Genomic DNA, 20,741 nt, shown 5'->3' on the forward strand with positions numbered 1-20,741 from the left:
CGGTGTGCGATGCAGGCCGGGCGTCATTCCACGGCGCGCCCTGTACGCAGACAGGTAGCTTGAGGAATTGATGGCTAACAACGAGGGCACGCCCACCCCGAACCCTGACGTCCCTGCCGAGACGAACGATCTCTCGGTAGCCGAGCTGCGCGAATGGCTGCGCCGCTGGGTCGCCGACGCGACCGGGCAGTCTGTCGACGCGATCACCGTCGACCGGCCGATGGAGGAGTTCGGGCTCGCTTCACGCGATGCTCTCGCCCTCGGTGGTGACATCGAGGACCACACCGGGGTCGCTCTCGCCCCGACGGTGATCTACCAGCATCCGACGATCGCGTCGCTGGCCGAGATCATCGTCAACGGTGAGCCGGAGCCTGAGCCCGAGGATTCCTCGGAGTACACGGCCGCGTTCGCGCCTTCCGAGGCGCACGACGTCGCGGTGGTCGGTCTGTCCACGCGTCTGCCGGGTGCGGGCACCACGCCCGAGTCGACCTGGGAGTTCATCATCGGTCGCGGTGACGCGATCCGTGAGCTGCCCGAGGGTCGCTGGTCGGAGTTCCTGACCGACCCGTCGGTGGCCAAGTCCATCGATCAGGCCAACACCCTCGGCGGCTACCTGGACCAGGACGTCATCAAGGGCTTCGACGCCGAGTTCTTCGCGATGTCGCCGATCGAGGTCGAGCAGGTCGACCCGCAGCAGCGGTTGATGATGGAGCTCACCTGGGAGGCGCTCGAGCACGCGCGCATCCCGGCCAGCGACCTCAAGGGCGGTCAGGTCGGCGTGTTCGTCGGCTCGTCCACCAACGATTTCCAGATGATCGCCTCGCTCGGTCTCGGCGACACCGATCCCGATGCGCCCGCCTCATCGCGCGGATACGCGTTGCTCGGCGGCTCGACCGGCATCATCGCCAACCGTGTCTCCTACTTCTACGACTTCCGTGGCCCTTCGGTCACCGTCGACACCGCCTGCTCGTCGACCATCGTGGCGGTGCACCAGGCCGTGCGCGCGTTGCGCAGCGGTGAGGCCGAGGTGGCGCTCGCCGGTGGCGTGAACATGATCCTGGCCCCCGTCATCACCCTCGGTTTCGACCAGAACGGCGCCGTCGCCAAGGACGGGCACATCAAGGCGTTCTCCTCCGACGCCGACGGCATGGTTCGCTCCGAGGGCGCGGGCATGGTCGTGCTCAAGCGCCTGGCCGACGCCGAGCGAGACGGCGACAACATCCTGGGCGTCATCAAGGGTTCGGCGGTGAATTCCGACGGCCGCTCCAACGGTCTGTTCGCGCCCAACCCCGACGCGCAGGCCGATGTTCTGCGCGCCGCCTACCGCGATGCGGGCATCGTCCCCAGCACCGTCGACTACATCGAGGCGCACGGCACCGGCACGCCGATCGGCGACCCGATCGAAGCCGAGGCGCTGGCCCGGGTGATCGGTCGCGGCCGTGACGCGGACAAGCCCGCCCTGCTCGGTTCGGCCAAGACCAACTTCGGCCACCTCGAGTCGGGCGCGGGCGTGCCGGCTCTCGCGAAGGTGCTGATGTCGTTCCAGCACAACGTGATTCCGCCGAACATCAGCTACGCGGGCCCGAGCCCCTACATCCCGTTCGAGCAGGCCAACCTCAAGGTCGTCGACGAGGCCACCGAGTACCCGCGCTACAGCGGCGTCGCGACCGTCGGCATCTCCGGCTTCGGTTTCGGTGGCACCAACGCGCACATGGTGCTCCAGGAGTACGTGCCCACGGCCCCGGTCGTCGAGGACGTCACCTCTGAGCAGGTCGCCGCCGAGGAGATCGAGGGCGAGGAGACCACCGACGTGGTCGCCGAGGCCGTCGCGATCACCGAGGCCGCGGTCGAGCCGGTGCCGCCGTTCGTCGAGTGGGACGGCGAGCGCGACGAGCCGCTGCCCGTGGTCCTTGCCGTTTCCGCCTACCTGCCGTCGCGTCGTAAGCGTGCCGCCGCAGAGCTGGCCGACTGGCTGGAAGGCGCGGGCGCCGATGTCGCGCTGACCGATGTCGCCCGCTCGCTGGCCAAGCGCAGCCACCAGCGTTCGCGTGGCGTAGTGGTGGCCAAGACCCGCGAAGAGGCCGTCGCGGGCCTGCGCGCCATCGCCGAGGGCAAGCCGGGCGCCGGTGTGTTCACCGCCGATTCGCCCGCGTCCAACGGTCCGATCTGGGTGTTCTCCGGTTTCGGTTCCCAGCATCGCAAGATGGCCAAGCAGCTCTACGGCGAGAACGCGATCTTCCGCAAGACCGTCGACGAGGTCGACGAGCTCGTGCAGGACGAAGCGGGTTACTCGATCCGCGAGATGTTCCTCGACGACGAGCAGGACTACGACGTCGGCACCTGCCAGGTCGGCATCTTCACCATCCAGCTCGGCCTCGCCGCGTTGTTGCGCGCGCACGGCGCCGAACCGGCTGCGGTGGTCGGTCATTCGATGGGTGAGGTGGCCGGCTCCTACATCGCCGGTGGCCTGACGATCGAAGACGCGGTGCGCGTGATCTGCGCCCGCTCGCGCCTGATGGGCGAGGGCGAGCAGATGCTCACCGACGACGAAGTGCGCAATATGGCACTGGTCGAACTCAGCGCCCACGACGTGGCGCTGCTGCTGCCGAAGTACCCCGACGTGGAGTGCGCGGTGTACGCCGCGCCGACCAACACCGTCATCGGCGGTCCGCGTGAGCAGGTCGAGCAGATCGTCGCCGAGGTCGAGGCGATGGGCAAGTTCGCCCGCATCCTGCCGACCCGCGGCGCGGGCCACACCTCCCAGATGGACCCGCTGCTCGGCGAACTCGCCGCGGAACTGGCGGGCATCGAGCCGACCTCGCTGAAGACCGGTCTGTACTCCACCGTGCACGAGGGGCTGTACTTCAAGCCCGGTTCCGATCCGATCCACGACGAGCCCTACTGGGTGAAGAACCTGCGCCACAGCGTGTGGTTCACCAACGCGGTGAAGGCCGCCGTCGACTCCGGGCACACCACCTTCCTCGAACTGGCGCCCAATTCCGTTGCGCTGATGCAGGTTCTGGGCACCACGTTCGCGGCGGGCGTGCACGACGCGCAGCTCATTCCCACGCTCAAGCGCAAGGAGGACGAGTCCGCCGGTGTGATCGGCGCGCTCGCCCAGCTCTACGTGCACGGCCACGCCGTGAACCTGAGTTCGCTGCTGCCCGAAGGTGATTACGCCGATGTGCCGCGAACCGCGTTCGTGCGCAAGGAGTACTGGCCCAAGGTCTCGATGACCTCGGGAGGCGGGAACACTCGCGTGCCCGGCGCGCACGTGGCCATGCCGGACGGCCGTCACGCCTGGGAGGTTCAGGCCTCTTCGGTGAGCAACCTGGCCGCGCTGGTGAAAGCCGCTGCCGCCCAGGTTCTCTCCGATGTCGCGGTCTCGGTGTCCCATCCGCACGCTGCCCTGCCCACCGCGGGCACGCTCACCACCACGTTGACTCCGCACCTCGGTGGCGCGTCGGTCCAGGTGCACGCCAAGTCCGGCACCGGGTTCGTCCTGCTGTTCGACGCGGTCGTCACCTCCGGTGCGGCGCTGCCCGAACCGGTTGCCGCCGTCGCGATTCCGGCTGCCGCAGCAGAGCCCACCGCCGCCGAGATCGCCATCGCCACCGGCGACCGCTGGAGCGCCGACAGCGGCGAGACCATCGAGCAGCGGCTGTGCGTCATCGTCGCCGAATCCATGGGTTACGCCGTCGAGGACCTCCCGATGGAGATCCCGCTGATGGAGCTCGGCCTCGATTCGCTGATGGCCATGCGCATCAAGAACCGCGTCGAATACGAATTCGACATCCCGCAGCTGCAGATCTCCGCGGTGCGCGACGCCAGCCTCAACGAGGTGTCGAAGGTGCTGCGCTACGCGATCGAGCATCGCGACGAGGTCGCGGCGATGGCGGAGAAGCAGGCTGCCGCCAAGGCCGCCGGTGAAGATGTCGAGCTGGGTGTCGACGCCAACTTCGTCGAGGCGGCTCGGGCCGCGATCGCCGCGGGTGAGGATCCGCTGGCGGTGGCGAAGAAGGCCGAAGCCGAGCTGTCGTCGGAAGCTGCTGCTACCGAACCGGTTTCGGATGCTTCAGCCGAAGGACCGGCCTCGTCCGTCGCTGACAACAAGGGCTCGGCAACAGCTGATGCCGCCCCGAATGTCGTTGCGGCGCAGCCGATCGTTGCTGATGTCGACTACTCCGCCCCTGCGGGTGACGAGGACAACGTTCCTCCGCGCGACGCGGCCGAGCGCCTCGCCTACGCCACCTGGGCCGTCGTCACCGGCGCTTCGCCCGGCGGTGTCTTCAACACCCTGCCGATCCTCGAAGAGGAACTGGCCGAGAAGATGGCTGCCCGCCTCACTGAGCGGGTGGGCGCCGAGATCACCGTCGACGATGTGCTGGACTGCGAGACCATCGAGCAGCTCTCGGAGATCGTGCGCAACCTGCAGGACAGCGGCGCCGATGTGGACGGATTCATCCGCCCACTGCGTGCCCGCGTCGATGGTTCGGATGCCACCCCGGTGTTCGTGTTCCATCCCGCCGGTGGCAACACCCTGGTCTACGAGCCGCTGCTGAAGCGTCTGCCCGCCGACACCCCGATGTACGGCATCGAGCGGGTCGACGGTTCCATCGAGGAACGAGCTCGTCAGTACCTGCCGGAGCTGCGCAAGCTCCAGGGTGACGGCCCGTATGTGCTGTACGGCTGGTCGCTGGGCGCGGTGCTGGCGATGCAGGTGGGTCAGCTGCTGCGCGAAGAAGGCGCCGATGTGCGCTACGTCGGCCTGATCGACCTGGCGATGACAGTCGAGGACGAGGACAACAGCCCCGAGGAGCGCGTGCGTCGCCTCGAGCGCTACCAGGCCTTCGCCAAGAAGACCTACAACGTCCCCGCCGAGCTCGACCGTGACCAGATCGAGGAACTGGCAGCGGCTTCCGATGCCGAGCAGTTCTCGATGATCAGCGATCTGATCAAGCTCTCCGGTGCGAAGATCCCCGGCGGCGTGCTCGAACACCAGCGCACGTCCTGGATCGAGAACCGGGCGCTGCAGCAAGTGCAGCCGCGTAAGTACGAGGGCGATGTCGTCCTTTACCTTGCCGACCGCTACCACGACGGCGCGATCGAACTCGAGCCTCGATTCGCTGACCGCAAGCCCAACGGCGGTTGGGACGAGTACGTTCCGAACCTGGAGATCGTCCACATTCCGGGCGACCACCTGCAGATTGTCGACGAACCGCGGATCGGCCAGATCGGTGCCGACCTCGCCGCCAAACTGGCCGCGATTTCCGCTAAGGGAGAATAAGTAAGTGAGCACGACCGCCGAAAAGCTTGCCGATCTACACGAGCGGCTCGAGCTCGCCAAAGAGCCCGCTGGTGAGAAGGGCATCGCGAAGCGGGCGCACAAGGGCATTCCCAGTGCCCGCGACCGGATCAACCAGCTGCTCGATCCCGGCACCTTCGTCGAGATCGGCGCGCTGGTGCGCAAGCCCGGCGACCCGACCGCCCTCTACGGTGACGGCGTCGTCGTGGGCCACGGCAAGGTCGAGGGCCGCCCGGTGGCGGTGTTCTCCCATGATCAGACCGTGTACGGCGGTTCGGTCGGTGAGGCGTTCGGTCGCAAGCTGTGCGGTCTGATGCAGTACGCGTCGAAGGTCGGCATCCCGCTGGTCGGCATCAACGATTCCGGTGGCGCGCGCGTGCAGGAAGCGATCAGCTCGCTGGCCTGGTACGCCTGGATGGCGACCAATCTCGAGCCGCTGTCCGGCATGGTTCCGCTGGTGTCGGTGATCCTCGGTAACTGCGCCGGTGGCGCGGTGTACGAGCCGATCTGCACCGATGTGGTGGTCGCGACCGAGTCGGCGCACATGTTCGTCACCGGCCCGAAGATCATCAAAGAGGTCACCGGCGAGGACGTGAGCCTCGAGGAGCTCGGCGGTGCGCGCACGCAGGCCCAGTACGGCAACATCCACCACGTCGCCAAGGACGAGGAAGCGGCTTTCACCTGGGTGCGCGAGTACCTGGGTTACATGCCGAGCAGCTGCCAGGAACTGCCGCCGGTGGTGAACCCCGGTCTGGAGCCGGAGATCACCGATTCCGACCGCGAGCTGAACACGTTCATGCCGGATTCCGACAATGCCGGCTACGACATGTACGACATCCTGCTGCGCATCTTCGACGACGGTGAGTTCAAGGAGATCAGCGCCGACACCGGCCAGAACATCATCACCGGTTACGCCCGTATCGACGGCCGCACCGTCGGTGTCGTCGCCAACCAGCCGATGGCCGCGGCAGGCGCCCTCGACGCCCGCGCCTCCGACAAGGCCTCGCACTTCGTCCGCCTGTGCGACGCCTTCGAGATCCCGCTGATCTTCGTCGTCGACACCCCGGGCTTCCTGCCCGGCGTCGAACAGGAGAAGGTCGGCGTCATCAAGCGCGGCGGCCGCTTCCTGTTCTCCTATGTCGAGGCCTCGGTCCCCAAGATCACCCTGGTGGTCCGCAAGTCCTACGGCGGCGGCTACGCGGTGATGGGCTCCAAGCAGCTCGGCGCCGACATCAACCTCGCCTGGCCCACCGCCCGCATCGCCGTGATGGGCGCCGAGGGCGCCGTCAGCCTCCTGGGCGCCGCCCAGATCGCCGCCGCCCCCGAAGACCAGCGCGCCGCCATCCGCCAGAACCTGATCAACTTCTACAACGAAAACGTAGCCACCCCCTGGGTAGCCGCCGAACGAGGCTTCATCGACGCCATCATCGAACCGGCCACCACCCGCCTCGAACTCCGCCGGGCCCTGAAGCTGCTCCAGGACAAGAAGATCCAGCGCAACCCGCGCAAGCACCACGTCCTGCCGCTGTAACCAGAACCTCGAACGGGCCGCCCCGGAAGTTCTCCGAGGCGGCCCGTTCGCGCAGTCCGGATCACATTTTCCCGAGGTCGATATCCGCGGGAAAGGGAGCCGAGGCATCGACCGCTCCTGTGAACGTGTCGCCGGTCCGGTATGACCCGGTCGCCCGATCGAGAATGTAGCGGTCGGAGAACTCGCTGGACCAAGTCTGATCGCGTGCGACCCGTTACCGCCGGTAGTTCGGGTGCGGGTTGTACCCGGCGCCTGGTTGCGGTGCCTGCGATTGATTCTGAGGGTGCGGCGCGTAGGCGGGTGCGCCGTATCCGGTAGGTCCCTGCTGCCACTGGCCCTGGGCTTGCGGCGCGCCGTACGGAGCGGGTGCGCCCTGTGGCCAGTGGCCCTGCGCCTGTGGCAGCCCGTTGGGGGCGGGCGGCGGCCCGCCGACGGGCGGGTAGCCCTGGGGTGCGGTAGCGGCGCGGCGGGCCCGGCGGGATCGGAGATTGCTCCGCAGCCAGAACGCGGAGCCGATGCTCATCACGGCGCCGCCGCCGATCAGCATCCACCCGGTGCGTTTGTTCTGGGCTTCTTGCTCGCCTGCGTCACGCTCCACCGACGAGCCCTTACTGGTCGTCACGCAGGTCTGGCCCGCCGACATGGCCTTGCCGTCGCAGTCGGCACCACTGTTGAGTGTGACGATTCCGCCGAAAACGAGGAAGGCGCCGAACACTACGCCCAGCACCGAGTAAAGAAGGTCTTTCACGTATTCCCCCAAGAACTTTGATCAGTCGAGACACCGTACCCCGCGACACCTTCACGATCGCATCGGCGACGACTCGACAGCCGGAGTCGCGTTCTGGGAGCCGATCGAAAAACGGGCCGCCACCGATGAATTCGGTGGCGGCCCGGCACGCTGCGTCGAAGAACTAGGCGACAGAAGCGGATTCGATGATGACGTCGTCGACCGGGACGTCCTGGTGGGGGCCCGCGCTGCCGGTGGTGACGGCGGCGATCTTGTCGACTACCTCGGTGCCGTCGGTGACCTTGCCGAAGACGGCGTAGCCCCAGCCCTGGCCCTGGGGGGCGGTGTGGTTGAGGAAGGCGTTGTCGGAGATGTTGATGAAGAACTGGGCGGTGGCCGAGTGCGGGTCGTTGGTGCGGGCCATCGCCACGGTGTACTTGTCGTTCTTCAGGCCGTTGGTGGCCTCGTTCTGGATCGGCGCCTGCGTCGGCTTCTGCTTCAGGCCGGGTTCGAAGCCGCCGCCCTGCACCATGAAACCGGGGATGACGCGATGGAACACGGTGCCGGCGTAATGGCCCGAGTTCACGTAGTTCACGAAGTTGGCGACCGTGTTCGGCGCGGCCTGGTCGTCCAACTCGAGCACGATCGGTCCGTAATTGGTTTCGAGATTCACCTTGGTCATGGAGTCGAGTCTAGGGAAGTGCACTGCTGAGGCGTGCGACCCCTCACAAGTACCGAGGGACAGATAGCATGTCGAACCGTGCCAGACGCCGCAACAGCTGTTCTCTCCAAGCCTCCTGCCGAACCGGTGGCCTCCGCGAAGGACTTCCGGACCGCGCGATGGATCGCGATGGTCGCCGGGATTCTCGGCGCCCTGTTCGCGGTGGCGACGCCGTTTCTGCCGGTCACCCAGACGACCGCGCAACTGAACTGGCCGCAGAACGGTTCGCTCGGCAATGTGCAGGCGCCGCTGATGTCGCAGGTGCCGATCGATCTGAACGTGTCGATTCCGTGTAGTGCCGTGTCGACGCTGCCCGAGCAGGGCGGGATGCTGTTGGCGACCGCGCCCCCGCAGGGCGATCGGGCGGCCTTGGAGGCGCTGTTCGTGCGCGTCTCCGATACCGCGGTCGACGTGGTGGACCGCAATGCGGTGGTCGCGTCGGCGGACCGGTCGGCGATGGACGGGTGCTCGGCGATCCTGATCACGTCCGATCAGGACCGCACGACCGCGGAGTTCGTGGGACTGACCAAGCAGGTCGAGCGGCCGATCGCCGGTCAGCCCGGTGCGGTGGAAACCGTGCAGGTGCCTGTGCAAGGGCAGCTCGCCGGTGACCTGCGGCCGCAGATCGTGGGCGTGTTCACCGATCTGAAGGGTGAGGTGCCGCAGGGTCTTTCGCTCACCTCGACGATCGACACCCGTTTCTCGTCGAGCCCGTCGCTGATCAAGCTGGTCGCGATCATCGCGGCCGTGCTGTGCACCCTGCTGGCGCTGGCCGCGCTGGGCCGCCTCGACGGCAGTGACGGGCGTGGGCACCGCCGCTTCCTGCCGCGCAACTGGCTGAAGCCGACCTGGGCCGATGGTGCGGTGATCGGCACGCTGCTGGTCTGGCATTTCGTCGGCGCCAACACCTCCGACGACGGCTACATCCTGTCGATGGTGCGCGTGGCCCCCGACGCGGGCTATACGGCCAACTACTTCCGCTGGTACGGCGTCCCCGAGGCCCCGTTCGGCTGGTACTACTACGTCATCCAGGTGTTCGCGGAGATCTCCACGGCCAGCCCGTGGGTGCGCGTGCCCGCGCTGATCTGCGCGATCCTGTGCTGGATGGTGATCAGCCGCGAGGTGGTGCCGCGCCTGGGCAATGCCGTGAAGCGCTCGCAGGTGGCGCTGTGGACCGGTGGACTGGTGTTCCTGGCGTTCTGGCTGCCGTTCGACAACGGCCTGCGCTCGGAGCCCATCGTCGCCCTCGGCGCACTGCTCACCTGGGTGTCCATCGAACGCGCCATCGCCACCGGCCGTCTGCTGCCCGCGGGCATCGCGGTGCTGATCGCGGCGTTCACCCTCGCCGCCGCGCCGACCGGCTTGATGTGTGTGGCCGCGCTGCTGGCCGGTATCCGGCCGCTGGTGCGGATCATCGTGCGCCGTCATCGCCAGTTCGGCACGCTGCCGCTGCTGGCTCCGATCGCCTCGGCGGGCGTGCTCGTGCTCACCGTGGTCTACGGCGACCAGACCTTCGCCGGCATCCAGGAAGCCAACCGGGTCCGTCAGGCCACCGGCCCGAACCTGGCCTGGTACGAGGACTACCTGCGCTACTACTACATGTTCGTCGAGACCGTCGACGGCTCACTGGCCCGCCGGTTCGCCTTCCTGGTGATGCTGCTGTGCCTGTTCACGACGCTGCTGGTGCTGCTGCGCCGCCGTCAGGTGCCGGGGATCGCGTCGGGTCCGACGTGGCGGCTGATGGGGATCGTCTTCGGCACGATCTTCTTCATGATGTTCAACCCCACCAAGTGGACCCACCACTTCGGCGCCTACGCGGGCATCGCGGGTGGGCTCGCGGCGGTGACGGCGGTGGCGGTGTCGCAGAGCGCGCTGCGCTCCCGCAAGAACCGGGCGATCTTCCTGGCCGGTTTGCTGTTCGTGCTGGCGCTGTCGTTCTCGGGCATCAACGGCTACTGGTACGTGTCCAGCTACGGGGTGCCGTGGTTCGACAAGACCATCTCGCTGCGCGGCGTCCACTCGAACACGGTGATGCTCGTCCTGTTCGGCGTGGCCTTGGCCCTGGTCGGCTGGTACGCGCTGCGTGAGGACTATGTGAAGCCGGTGCCGTCGGTGAAAACCAAGCGCGGCAACAGGATCCGCAAGTTCGCGGCTATTCCGCTGACCATCGTGGTCGGCCTGATGGTGCTGTTCGAAGTGCTCTCGCTGGTCAAGGGCGCGACGCAGCAGTACCCCGGCTACTCGCTCGGCCGCTCCAACATCGACGCGCTGAGCGACAACTCGTGTGGCCTGGCCAACGACGTGCTGGTCGAATCCGACCCGAACGGCGGCAGGCTCGACCCGATCGTCGACCCGGCCCGTCCGTTCACCGACCCCAACGATCCCCTCGCGGGCACCGGCTCGGTCGGGTTCACGCCCAACGGCGTGCCGGGCGATCTGTCGGCCGACGCGGTCGAGGTGAAGCCGGGCACCGGCAACACCAGCAACCAGTCGGTCGGCGCGGCCTTCGCCGAAGGCGAGAGCGCGGGCACCGGCGGTGGTGAGGGCGCACTCGGCGTCAACGGTTCCACCGTGGCGCTGCCGTTCGGCCTCGACCCCGCGCAGACCCCGATTCTCGGCTCCTACCAGGAGGGCATGCAGCAGCCCGCCCACCTGGAATCGGCCTGGTACGGTCTGCCCGCCCGCTCGGACGACTCGCCGCTGGTCGTGATCAGCGCGGCCGGTCGCATCGCCTCCAAGGACGACTCCGGCTCCGACAAGTACGGTCAGGCGCTGTTCGTCGAATACGGCACCCGTAACCCCGACGGCAGCGTCACCACGCTCGGCGCCTACCAGCCGCGCGATATCGGCCCCGCCCCGTCGTGGCGCAACCTGCGCGTGCCGCTGGCCGACCTTCCGGCCGAGGTGAACGCGGTGCGCGTGATGGTGAACGACCCGATTCTGATCGGTGACCAGTGGCTGGCGTTCACCCCGCCGCGGGTGCCCGAGTTGCAGACTCTGGACACGTTCATCGGCCGTGACCAGCCGGTACTGCTGGACTGGGCCGTCGGCCTGCAGTTCCCGTGCCAGCGTCCGTTCGCGCACAAGAACGGCGTGGCCGAGGTGCCGAACTACCGGATCCTGCCGGACCGCCCGCTGGCGATCTCGTCGACCGACACCTGGCAGGCGCAGGAGTTCGGTGGTCCGCTCGGCATGACACAGATGCTGGCGGCCCGGGTCACCATCCCGACATACCTGAAGGACGACTGGGCCCGCGACTGGGGCTCGCTGGAACGCTACGACCAGTACGCGCAGGCCACGCCCGCGCAGCTCGAGACCGGCACGGCGGCGCGCAACGGGCTGTGGAGCCCGGGACCGCTGCGGGTGTTCTGACCTCGGGCGAACAGTAAAAGGCGCGGATCACGTTATGTGGTCCGCGCCTTTTCGGTTGGATGGGGGGACAGGAGTCAGACGTTGAGCATGCGACGGTTCAGGTCGCGGCGTAATACCTCTTGTGAAGGCAGTCTTTCCAGTACCCGCATTACGGCCGGTCGTAGTTCTTGCTTCTCGTCGTTGCTGAGCAACTCGACGAGATCTCGTAGATCCATGTCATCGAAGGCTCCTGTCATACCCACCAGGGTACGTGCTCAAACGTGCAGGCACAGGACCTTTACGCTGTCATTTACAGGTGTTTCATCAAACCGAAACCCTAACGGACACTGAGGGTTTCGTAAGTGACATGGGCAAGTGCCCGGTCACTGCCCTTGCGCTGCCATAGTCTCTACGCCGTTCTACTGCGCCCGAATTGCCGGTTCTTTCGCTCGTCCTGTCTGATCGATCACAGTCACCCCGATCTTCGCGGGCGGTGCCGGCTGATAGGGCGTGAACCGCTCGAGCGAGCCCCAGTCCCGGCCGAGATCGTGGTCGAGATAGGTGGGCACAGTCTCGGCCTTCAGGAGCAGATTTGTCCACCCGAGCGGGCCGCCGCCGATGTCGTCCTGCCAGGCGTTGGACGCGTCCGAACCGACCCGGTCGGGCAGAATCCGCCACTGCGGAGCCTCCGCGACGCCGTCGTGATGCTCGAACGGGCGCTGGCAGGGGAACGCGAGGCCGACGTGCCAGTCGAGCAGCACCGGCGCGGTCCGGCCGACCACCGAGTCCAGGGTGGCCAGTTTCGGCAGCCGCGGCGGCGTCACCGCGAGCCACTGCTTGCCGGTGATGTCGTTGTCGGCGGCGACCAGGCGCACCGCGTTCACGCCTGCGGGCAGCTGATCGATCGGCACGCGCAGGTTGCGCCACGACGGGGCCGGGCCGATGTCCATCGGCGCGACCGAGCCCGTCACCTCGACGGAACCGTCGGCGGCGCGGGTGCCGTATTCCAGACGCAACTCCTGGCCGTAGTGCACGACGCCGTCGGTGTCGACGTAGCGGATCCGCCCGGCCGCGGTGACCACGAGGGCCTGATACGCGGGATCGTCGCGCACGCTGTCGCCGAGGTCGACGCGATACCACTGTGAGGTCAGCTTCGCCTGCTGCTGCACGCCGTCCTGGAAGGAGCCGAGGACCGGAGTGCGGGCGGGGTCGAGGCCGAACGGCAGGGCGACGGTGCTGCCGTTGATGCCGGGTTCGGCGCTGGTGCCGCCGCCGGTGCCCGCGCCGGTGGTCTTGGTGGTCTTGTTGGCGGAATCGGTGTCGACCGAGTTGGCGCCGCCGACCACGGTCTCGTCGGCATCGGCGGTGAGGTCGTCGGCCACGCCGTCCGGGGTGAAGCCGGTGGATTCGGCGTTCAGTCCGTCGGCGGGGGCGCCGGTATAGGGGGTGAGCAGGGAATCGGCCGTATTCGATTCCACCAGAACGTCATTGGCCAGGCCGCACGTATTGCCTTGCAGCGAATTGAGATTCGACTTCGCGATGGAGTACGCGGGGTACTGGGTGATGGCGCCCTTGGCCATCGACGCCACCTCGAACAGCACCAGCAAGGCCGCCGCGATGGTGAGCGGCATGGTCGCGAAGCGGTCGAAACGCCCGGTGTCGCTCGGTGTCCGGTACGGGGCGCGCAGGTGGAAGTACAGGGCGACCAGCAGCGCGAGGATGCTGAGACCGAGGAACAGCGTCGAAACGCCCTTGCCCGCCACCATCGGCGCCTTGTCCCAGAACGGCACGCCGTAACTGGAGACATACCACCAGCCGTTGGAGCCGGTGAAAGTCATCGCGAGCAGGAACAATACCGCCGCGGTGAACAGCGCTCGATTGCGTGGAGCCTTGATTCCGTTGGTGCCCACCGCAACCGCCGCCAGTGCCGCCAGCGAACCCGCCAAGCCCGCGTAGACGCCGAAGTGGTGGGTCCACTTGGTGGGCGTCCACATCATCAGCAGGAGCGCGGCGAAGACGATGCCGAGGATGCGCACCGACGGGCCGCGCGAGGTGCCGGGGATGCGGCCCTTGCGCAGCACCTGCAGGATGCAGACGAGCAGGCACAGCAGCAGCACCAGGACGCCGAACCGGCGGGCGAGCGAGCCGTCGGGCGACAGCATGAACAGCGAGTCCCAGCGGGTGCGTTCGTCGAACCAGGCGACGTTCGGTCCGACGAGGGTGCGGACTCGGGTGGCCTCCATGACGGTGGCCAGCGTCTGGTCGGCGAAAACGATGATGAGCACCAGCGTGCCCGCCGCGATGCCGGGGGCCAGCAGCGCGGCGTAGCGGAAGATCTTGGCCCCCAGCGAGAGCCGATCCGCCTTGTCCGGGCTTGCCGAGCTGTTCGTGCGAGCCGGGCTGGTGGCGTCCGTCTTCGCCGTACTGCGGGCGACGGGCGACGGTTGGTCGTCGGCGGCGTCGAACTCGCTGTCGGCGGCGATCCGACGCGGGCGCAGACCCTGCGCGCGTTTGATGATGACCTGCATGACCGGCCGGGTACCGGCGATCAGGGCGGCGATGCAGATCAGGCCGGTCGGGCCCGCCGCCAGCGAGAACGCGGCGACGAGGATCGCCAAGGCGGCAGGCAGCAGTCGCGCGGTGGCGATGGCGCGTTCGATGAGGCACCAGGTGAGCAGCGCGCCCGCCGCGATCAGCGGTTCGGGGCGAAGGCCGTTGTCGTACGGGAGCCAGAAGGCGAGGAACACCAGGCCCGCCGTCCACAGCGCCACCTTGTCGCGGCGCACACGAGCACCGAGACGGGGCAGCACTTCCCGGCTGATCACCGCCCAGCAGACCAATCCGGCGGCGAGCGCGGGCAGGCGCATCCAGGGACTGGCGTCGGAGATCTTCGTCATCCAGGCGAGCAGTTCGTAGGACCAGCCGAACGGCGCCTCCGGCACTCCGAACCAGCGGTAGTAGTTCGCCATGTAGCCCGACGGGCCCGACGCGCGCGCCATATTGAGGATGTAGCCGTCGTCGGAGGTGTTCGCGCCGATCACATGCCAGCCGAGCAGCGTCACGACCACCACCACGTCGGCCGGGGTGATCCGCCACCAGTGCCGGGGCAGGAAGCGGCGGGCGCGGCGGCCGTCGGTGGTGTCGAGCAGGTGCAACGCGATCAGCGCGAGCAGGGTGAACACACCGGCGCCGATCATCGTCGCCAGTTTCAGCATCGTCGGCGTCGAGGTGAAGCGGGAGTCGATATCGGCGTGCAGCCGGGCGCCGGTGAGAGCGGCCGAGTCGAGGTCGGTGTAGACGCCGACGATCTGCGGGCGCTTGTCCACGGTGACGGTGTTGCGGAACGGCGTCCCGTCCTGGCGTGCCGCCCCGACGAACTCCACAGTCGTGGCCTCGATGGTCGAGACGATGCTGATCCGCTCACACCCGGCGATCTCGGCGATCGGCGCCGACAGCATGGGCACATCGCGCGCCTGCACCCCCAGCACGCCGTCACGCACGGTGACGCTCAGTCCGCGGTCGGCTTTGCCCGAGGCGGCCGGAATCGTCGTGAGCAGGGTGGTCGCGGTGGGGTTCTCCGCCCCGGGACCCGGCAATCCGCTCAGCATCGTGCACGGCAGCTGGGCGTCGAGCCGCTGCGGCACATACGACACCAGGGGTGCCTCGACGCTGGTCGCGCCCGCTTGCGGCCAGTCCAGGCTCGCGCGGTCCTGGCGCACCGGTAACAGCGGTGTGAGCAGGGCAAGCACGAACCCGAGCAGCCCACAGACGAGGGCGATCAGGCGGTATCGGGTGAACGCTCGTTCAGATCGGTCCGGTCGCACGGGGTCTGATGCTAGCCATCGAACCTGTGCGCGGGTCGGCGCCGCTCCTAACGGGCCGCCGCAGCGACGGCGCAGGTACGTCTCAACCCGTGCGGCGGTCGGCCCAGTCGAGTTGGGATCGGGCCCAGTCGGGGATCTCGGTGTCGGGGCGCGGGAAGGCGGCGAATTCGGCGCGCAGGTCGTCGGCGGTGACCTCGGGCATCCAGTCGGCGACCGAGCCGGTGGAGTAGTTGGTCTTGTACCGGGTGGGACCGGCGATGAAGATCTCGGCGCTGAGCCAGGCCCCGATGTTCGGGTCGTAGGACATGCGCTTGTGATCGGTGAGGTATTCGAGCACCTCGGTGGGCGGCATCAGGTTGGTGACCGTTCCGTCGCGCTCTTTGATCTGCACGCCGGCGACGGTTTGCTCGCCGACCTGCAGTGACCACAGCAGGGCGAATTTCTGGCCGGGTGCGAGCATGGCGATGGTGGCGTCGATGACGACCCGCTCGATCGCGGCGAGCGAGTCGAGCTGCTCGCGCGGTTCCGGTTCACGGCCGATACGTTGCGGCCGGGACAACAAAAGATCGATCCGCTCCGGTCGGTTGAGCGTCATAGCTATACCTCTGCATCCGTACCGATCAGCGCTACCAAAACCTGATTTCGGTCGGCCGAACTTCCAACATTTCGCAGCGTACTCGCCCCGCGACACCGACCGCGCGGTTTGTTGACACTGACCGGACATATTGTGGTCTATCGAGCTTCCGCACACCAGTAGCTATCGGGTGTCGATAGACACAGGGTCGACGCCGTCACACCGCGGGGATCAGCTCACGCCGCCGATGCGCGCAGCGCGAACCAGCCCTCGCGCGGGTCGGCGAAGCCGTGATAGACCAGGGGAATGCGCTGGTCGATCGCGAAATACCGGTAGACGGCCTCCATCGCCTGGCGGACCGAATGCGCCTGGAAATCATCGATGCGGCGCACTCCGATGCGCCACTCGGGCAGCATCGCCAGCCGGGTCAGTTCCGCGGGATCGTCCACATCCAGCCCCCATGGGGCGGGTTCCTCGATGAGATGGTCGTGCAGCACCTCGCGCGCGACCGGCGGGTCGTGGCGCGGACCGGAGAACGCGACTTGCTGTGCGCGCGCGAGCCCCCGGGTGTCCAGCGGCGTGCGCACGGCCTGGATCAAGTCGATCAGCTCGGCGTCCGGGGTGGGTTGCGGTATTCGCCCGGCGAGGGGCGCCTGTTCGAGCAGGTGCATCATCTGACCGCCGAGAACCAGCGGTTCCGGCACCAGGAAAACGCTGATGCTCGGGCAGGAACAGTTCAAGCCGGTGAGGCACACCCTCGTGTGCAACGGATCGGACATACGTCCTCCTCCGATAGCGGGTCGCCGGGACCCGTGACGTGCAGGATCTGGTTTCTACGCCAGCCGCCGGGAGAGTTCGAATCCGCCGGCGACGACCGTGCCGCACCAGTCAGTGTAGTGCCGTCGAGCGGGATGAACACCTGCTTCCGGCACGGAAGGGGCACGATCTGCGGCGGCTACCCGGCGACCGATTCGGTGTAGCGGCGGGCCAGGGTGCGCAGGTGCGCGACCAGCTCGGGCGGGCCGTCGACGCGGAAATCCATCATCAACATGCTGAGGTAGATCGCGATCGTCTCCATCGCGTCGGCGCCGGTGAGCAGCACGCAACTGTGCTCGTCGATCGGCTCGACCACGCCGACCGCCGGGTTGATCCTGGCGATCACGGTCTCCGCGGATTCGAGGACGGTGACGCGGGCGTGGACGCGCCAGCCGGTGGAGGCGATGTGACGCATGACGAAGGCGACCAGGTCGTCGTGTGGGAGGGAGCGCGGGGCGAACACGCGGGTGCCCGCCTCGGCCCGGGTGATCCCGGCGGCGGGCAGTGCCGTCCAGTCGTGGGTGCGCATGCTGTAGGCGACCAGGTACCAGCGACGTTGCCAGTTGATCAGCCGGTAGGGCTCGAGTTCCGTTGCACCGTCGGAGGTTTCGACGGTGACAGCGGTGGTGCGGCGGACCGCGTCGGCGAGGGTGGTGAGGATCCCCGCGGCGACCGGTGCGTCCGGTTCGCGGGAACCGGTGGTGGCGGGGCCGATCTCGGTGGCGTCGCGCAACGCGGAGACCTTGCGCTGCAATCGTTTCGGGAGGATCTGTTCGATCTTGCGGAGTGCTCTGGTGAGCTGGTCGCCGATGTCGGAGACGGCGAGCGAGCCGTCATGGGCCACGGCGATGGACAGCGCGACCGCCACCGCTTCCTCGTCGTCGAGGAGCAGCGGCGGCATGGTCGCGCCGCGGCCGAGGCGGTAGCCGCCGATCGCGCCACGTTCGGCGTGGACGGGATAGCCGAGTTCGCGCAGCCGTGAAATGTCGTTGCGCACGGTGCGTTCGGTGATCTCGAGGCGGTCGGCGAGCTCGCGCCCGGTGTAGGCGCGGTCCTGCAGCAGGGCGAGCAGACGCAGGACGCGCGGGGTTGTCGCAGCCATTTTCCACCTCGTCGAAAATTAGGAAAGAAACGAGCCTAATAGGTTTCTAGGCTGGAGTCATCACCGAAACGAAAGGCACCATCATGAACAGCACCGCAGCCCTCGAAACCGTCTGGCGCGACGTGGTCGCCACCTCCTACCGGGCCCTCGGCGACGTCGTGGCCGGGATCGCCGACGACCAGTGGAACCTGCCCACCCCCTGCTCGGACTGGACCGTCACCCAGGTCATCCAGCACGCCGCGGGCGACCAACTCGCCTACGCCGCTGCCCTGGGAGTCGGCCCCGGCCCGTCCTACAACCCCTTCGACCCCTCCGGCGAGATCGACGGTTCCGCCGCCGCCCTGGTCCGCGAAGCCGTCGACCAGACCGCCGCGGCGTGGGCCACGGTCGCCGACGAAACCACCACTGTCCCCACGCCTCTCCCGCACGGCGACCTCCCGACCCCCGTCGCGGCCACCCTCGCCGCTCTCGACGCCGCGATCCACGCCTGGGACATCGCGATCGCCACCGGCCAGCCGTCGCCCCTCACCGACGACCTCTCCGCCCATCTCCTGACCGCCGCCCGCACCATCCACCCGGCCCCCGGTTCAGGCACCGATGCCGAAATCATCGAGCCCCTGCGCCAGTGGGGCGCCTACGCCGCCGTTGTCGAAACAGCGGCCACCACGCCCACCGCCGAACTCCTGCACTACCTCGGCCGCGCCGCTGTGTGAGCCGGGGTTCGGCCACCGGTCGAGGACATGGCCTCGCCACAGTGGTCGTCGAGTATCAGCGGCGCACGGTGATCAGGGTGAAGGGGCCGATTTCGGTGGCGGTGAAGGCGGGGTCGGTGAAGAGAGACTTGGGGAAAGAGACTGTGTAGCGCTTGACGTTCGGGTCGTTGGGGTAGACGTCTTCGGCCAGGCGCAGGGTGTAGTTGTCGCCGTCGTTGCGGAAGAGGAAGGCGTCGGGGGCGCGCCAAGGGGACTTCGCGAGGGCTTCGACGAGGGCAGGGGAGTCGGGGAGCTTGCTCCAGTCGGCGATGGTGGCGGCGCGAGCCTTGAAGTCCGACAGGGGGTTCGCGTAGTGGGAGGTGAGGGCCTGGAAACCCCAGTAGGGGTAGAAGGCCAGGAAAGTGGTGTCCGCGGTGAGGACGACGGATTCGTCTCGGGGACGGCCGGTTTGCGCCAGGATGGCCGCATCGATCTCGCGGTAGTGCGAGACGGCGGAGGGTTTGCGCTGGTCGGCTCGTTCGCCGTTGCCGTCGGTGTCGGTGTAAGCGGTGTCGATCTCGTGGGTCAGCACGGTGGGGATCGTCTGGGCGAAGGCGATGGCGCCGAGGACGGCGATCGCGGCAGCCGCGGTGCGCATCGGGGCGGGCTCGTTCACTGCCTGGTAGAGGGCGGTCGCGCCTTCGACGAAGCCGAAAACGCCCGCCGCGGCGAGCAACGCGAGCAGGACCGGCTCCAGCCGGAAGGACAGCAGGGTCGTGCCTGCCGCGGTCGCCATCATCGAGAGCAGGGTCCACAGGTAGATCGATACGACGCCGAGGCCCAGTGCCTGTGCGCGCCTCGATGATCCGGCGCGAACTACGAGCCACAGCACGCCGATCATGCACAGGGCTCCCCGCAGGGAGAACTCCAGCATCGGGAACGCCAACTGTGCGCCGGACTCCGGCAGATAGTGGAAAGCGCTGCCGGAGGGAAGTTTCGCACCGGACGCCATCTTCAGCAGATACGGCGTCCACACGACAAGGGCGAGCACGATGGCGATGCCGCCGATTGCCGCCAGCCTGGTCAGCGGCGCGATCGCGGCGCGCCAGGCGGGCGGAGCGCTCAGCGGGACAGTTCCGCCCGTGGCGGAGGAAACGCCGGGGGTACCGGCGTCAGCAGCCGCGCCCGCTCGCGCGCCGCCCAGACGGCTTGCCCGCCGCCCAGCTGCCCGCTGTGCGTAGACCGCGAACCCGGCCGCCACCACCGCCATGATCACCACGGTGAACGCCGCGATCGCCAGGTACAACGTGTAGAAACACGCCGCCACCCCGAGGAACAGTCCCGTACCGAGCACCGCGCCCCACCCACCGGACCGCCGATGCAGCGCACCCCACGCCAGCACCAGCACCGGCGGAACGAACACCACGAGCACCGCGCCATAAGCCTCGGGCGAGGCGTACGCCAACGTCATCGCCGTGACCGCGGCGGCCGCGCCCACCGCCATGTCGGCCCGCACCAACTGCATCCACAACACCAGCGCCACCGCGGCGGCGATGGCGAGCAGCCCGATCGCGTACGGCTTGAACACTTCCCAGCCGTCCATCCCGAGCACGTTGCCCACGCGCCCGCCGATCCAGAACCACCCGGCCGGATAGAACGGCGGCAGATCCACATACGTCATATCGCGCAGCGCGGCACTGTCGGTGAGCCGGGTCAGGTACTCGGTCCGGAATTCCTGATCCACCGAGACACCGAACAGGTACAGCTTCGTCGCGGCCAGCGGCATCCCCAGCGTGACCGTGACAAAGCTCGAGATTCCCACCCAGGACAGCAGTTTCGCCACCACCGGCCACTTGCGCAGCCGGATCAGCAGCACCGAGACCACCAGCAGCGCGACCGCGACGACCTGTCCCACCGTGGTCAGCGCACGAGTCACATTGGAGGAGTTGAACGCGGGCCACTGCACCGCGGAGAACGCGAACAGCCCCACCACGGCGACCACCAGCGCTACACCCGCGGCGGCAGCCCCCTCGCCGACCCCGCTCCAGATCTTGCGCCCCGCCCGCACCTCGTCATTGGTCGTCATCGGCGCGCAATC

The 20,741-nt window shown here is 68.0% G+C and carries 12 protein-coding genes; 4 read left to right on the plus strand and 8 right to left on the minus strand.

The annotated features are described in order from the left end of the window. The first annotated feature begins 70 nt into the window (after positions 1–70). Both pks13 and ACWFRF_RS11770 read left to right on the plus strand, forming a co-directional pair. Positions 71–5,287, plus strand: a complete 5,217-nt coding sequence (gene pks13, locus ACWFRF_RS11765; RefSeq protein ID WP_452449871.1) for a polyketide synthase Pks13 — start codon at positions 71–73, stop codon at positions 5,285–5,287. Positions 5,288–5,291: 4 nt separating this feature from the next. Then, positions 5,292–6,836, plus strand: a complete 1,545-nt coding sequence (locus ACWFRF_RS11770) for an acyl-CoA carboxylase subunit beta (protein WP_378638019.1) — start codon at positions 5,292–5,294, stop codon at positions 6,834–6,836. A gap of 214 nt (positions 6,837–7,050) precedes the next feature. Here ACWFRF_RS11770 and ACWFRF_RS11775 read toward each other — a convergent pair whose 3' ends face one another. Beyond that, entirely contained in the window at positions 7,051–7,584 is a 534-nt protein-coding gene (locus ACWFRF_RS11775; protein WP_452449873.1) for a hypothetical protein, read from the minus strand. 163 nt (positions 7,585–7,747) lie between these two features. Next, positions 7,748–8,245, minus strand: a complete 498-nt coding sequence (locus ACWFRF_RS11780; protein ID WP_378638030.1) for a peptidylprolyl isomerase — start codon at positions 8,243–8,245, stop codon at positions 7,748–7,750. Positions 8,246–8,323: 78 nt separating this feature from the next. On the opposite strand from ACWFRF_RS11780, the gene ACWFRF_RS11785 reads away from it, so the two are divergent. Then, on the plus strand, positions 8,324–11,656 hold the full coding sequence (locus ACWFRF_RS11785) for an arabinosyltransferase domain-containing protein (RefSeq protein WP_449966957.1): 3,333 nt from the start codon (positions 8,324–8,326) through the stop codon (positions 11,654–11,656). Positions 11,657–11,730: 74 nt separating this feature from the next. Here ACWFRF_RS11785 and ACWFRF_RS11790 read toward each other — a convergent pair whose 3' ends face one another. From ACWFRF_RS11790 to ACWFRF_RS11810, 5 genes are all read right to left on the minus strand, one after another. Beyond that, a complete protein-coding gene (locus ACWFRF_RS11790) occupies positions 11,731–11,892 on the minus strand; it encodes a hypothetical protein (RefSeq protein WP_156677619.1) in 162 nt (53 codons plus the stop codon). 162 nt (positions 11,893–12,054) lie between these two features. Next, positions 12,055–15,459, minus strand: coding sequence for an arabinosyltransferase domain-containing protein (locus ACWFRF_RS11795; protein WP_452449875.1), 3,405 nt, complete (start codon positions 15,457–15,459; stop codon positions 12,055–12,057). Between the two features lie 82 nt (positions 15,460–15,541). Further along, positions 15,542–16,054, minus strand: coding sequence for a hypothetical protein (locus ACWFRF_RS11800; protein WP_387445962.1), 513 nt, complete (start codon positions 16,052–16,054; stop codon positions 15,542–15,544). A 215-nt stretch (positions 16,055–16,269) separates the two neighbouring features. Beyond that, complete coding sequence (locus tag ACWFRF_RS11805) at positions 16,270–16,812, minus strand: hypothetical protein (RefSeq protein WP_378989507.1); 543 nt, start codon at positions 16,810–16,812, stop codon at positions 16,270–16,272. A 176-nt stretch (positions 16,813–16,988) separates the two neighbouring features. Further along, entirely contained in the window at positions 16,989–17,951 is a 963-nt protein-coding gene (locus tag ACWFRF_RS11810; RefSeq protein WP_387445961.1) for a helix-turn-helix transcriptional regulator, read from the minus strand. A gap of 83 nt (positions 17,952–18,034) precedes the next feature. On the opposite strand from ACWFRF_RS11810, the gene ACWFRF_RS11815 reads away from it, so the two are divergent. Further along, positions 18,035–18,664, plus strand: coding sequence for a TIGR03086 family metal-binding protein (locus ACWFRF_RS11815; RefSeq protein WP_452449877.1), 630 nt, complete (start codon positions 18,035–18,037; stop codon positions 18,662–18,664). Positions 18,665–18,719: 55 nt separating this feature from the next. Here the strand turns inward: ACWFRF_RS11815 and ACWFRF_RS11820 are convergent, their stop codons facing one another. After that, positions 18,720–20,729, minus strand: a complete 2,010-nt coding sequence (locus ACWFRF_RS11820) for an arabinofuranosyltransferase (protein WP_452449879.1) — start codon at positions 20,727–20,729, stop codon at positions 18,720–18,722. Between the last annotated feature and the right edge of the window lie 12 nt (positions 20,730–20,741).

The sequence above is a fragment of the Nocardia sp. NPDC055165 genome (assembly GCF_053606985.1).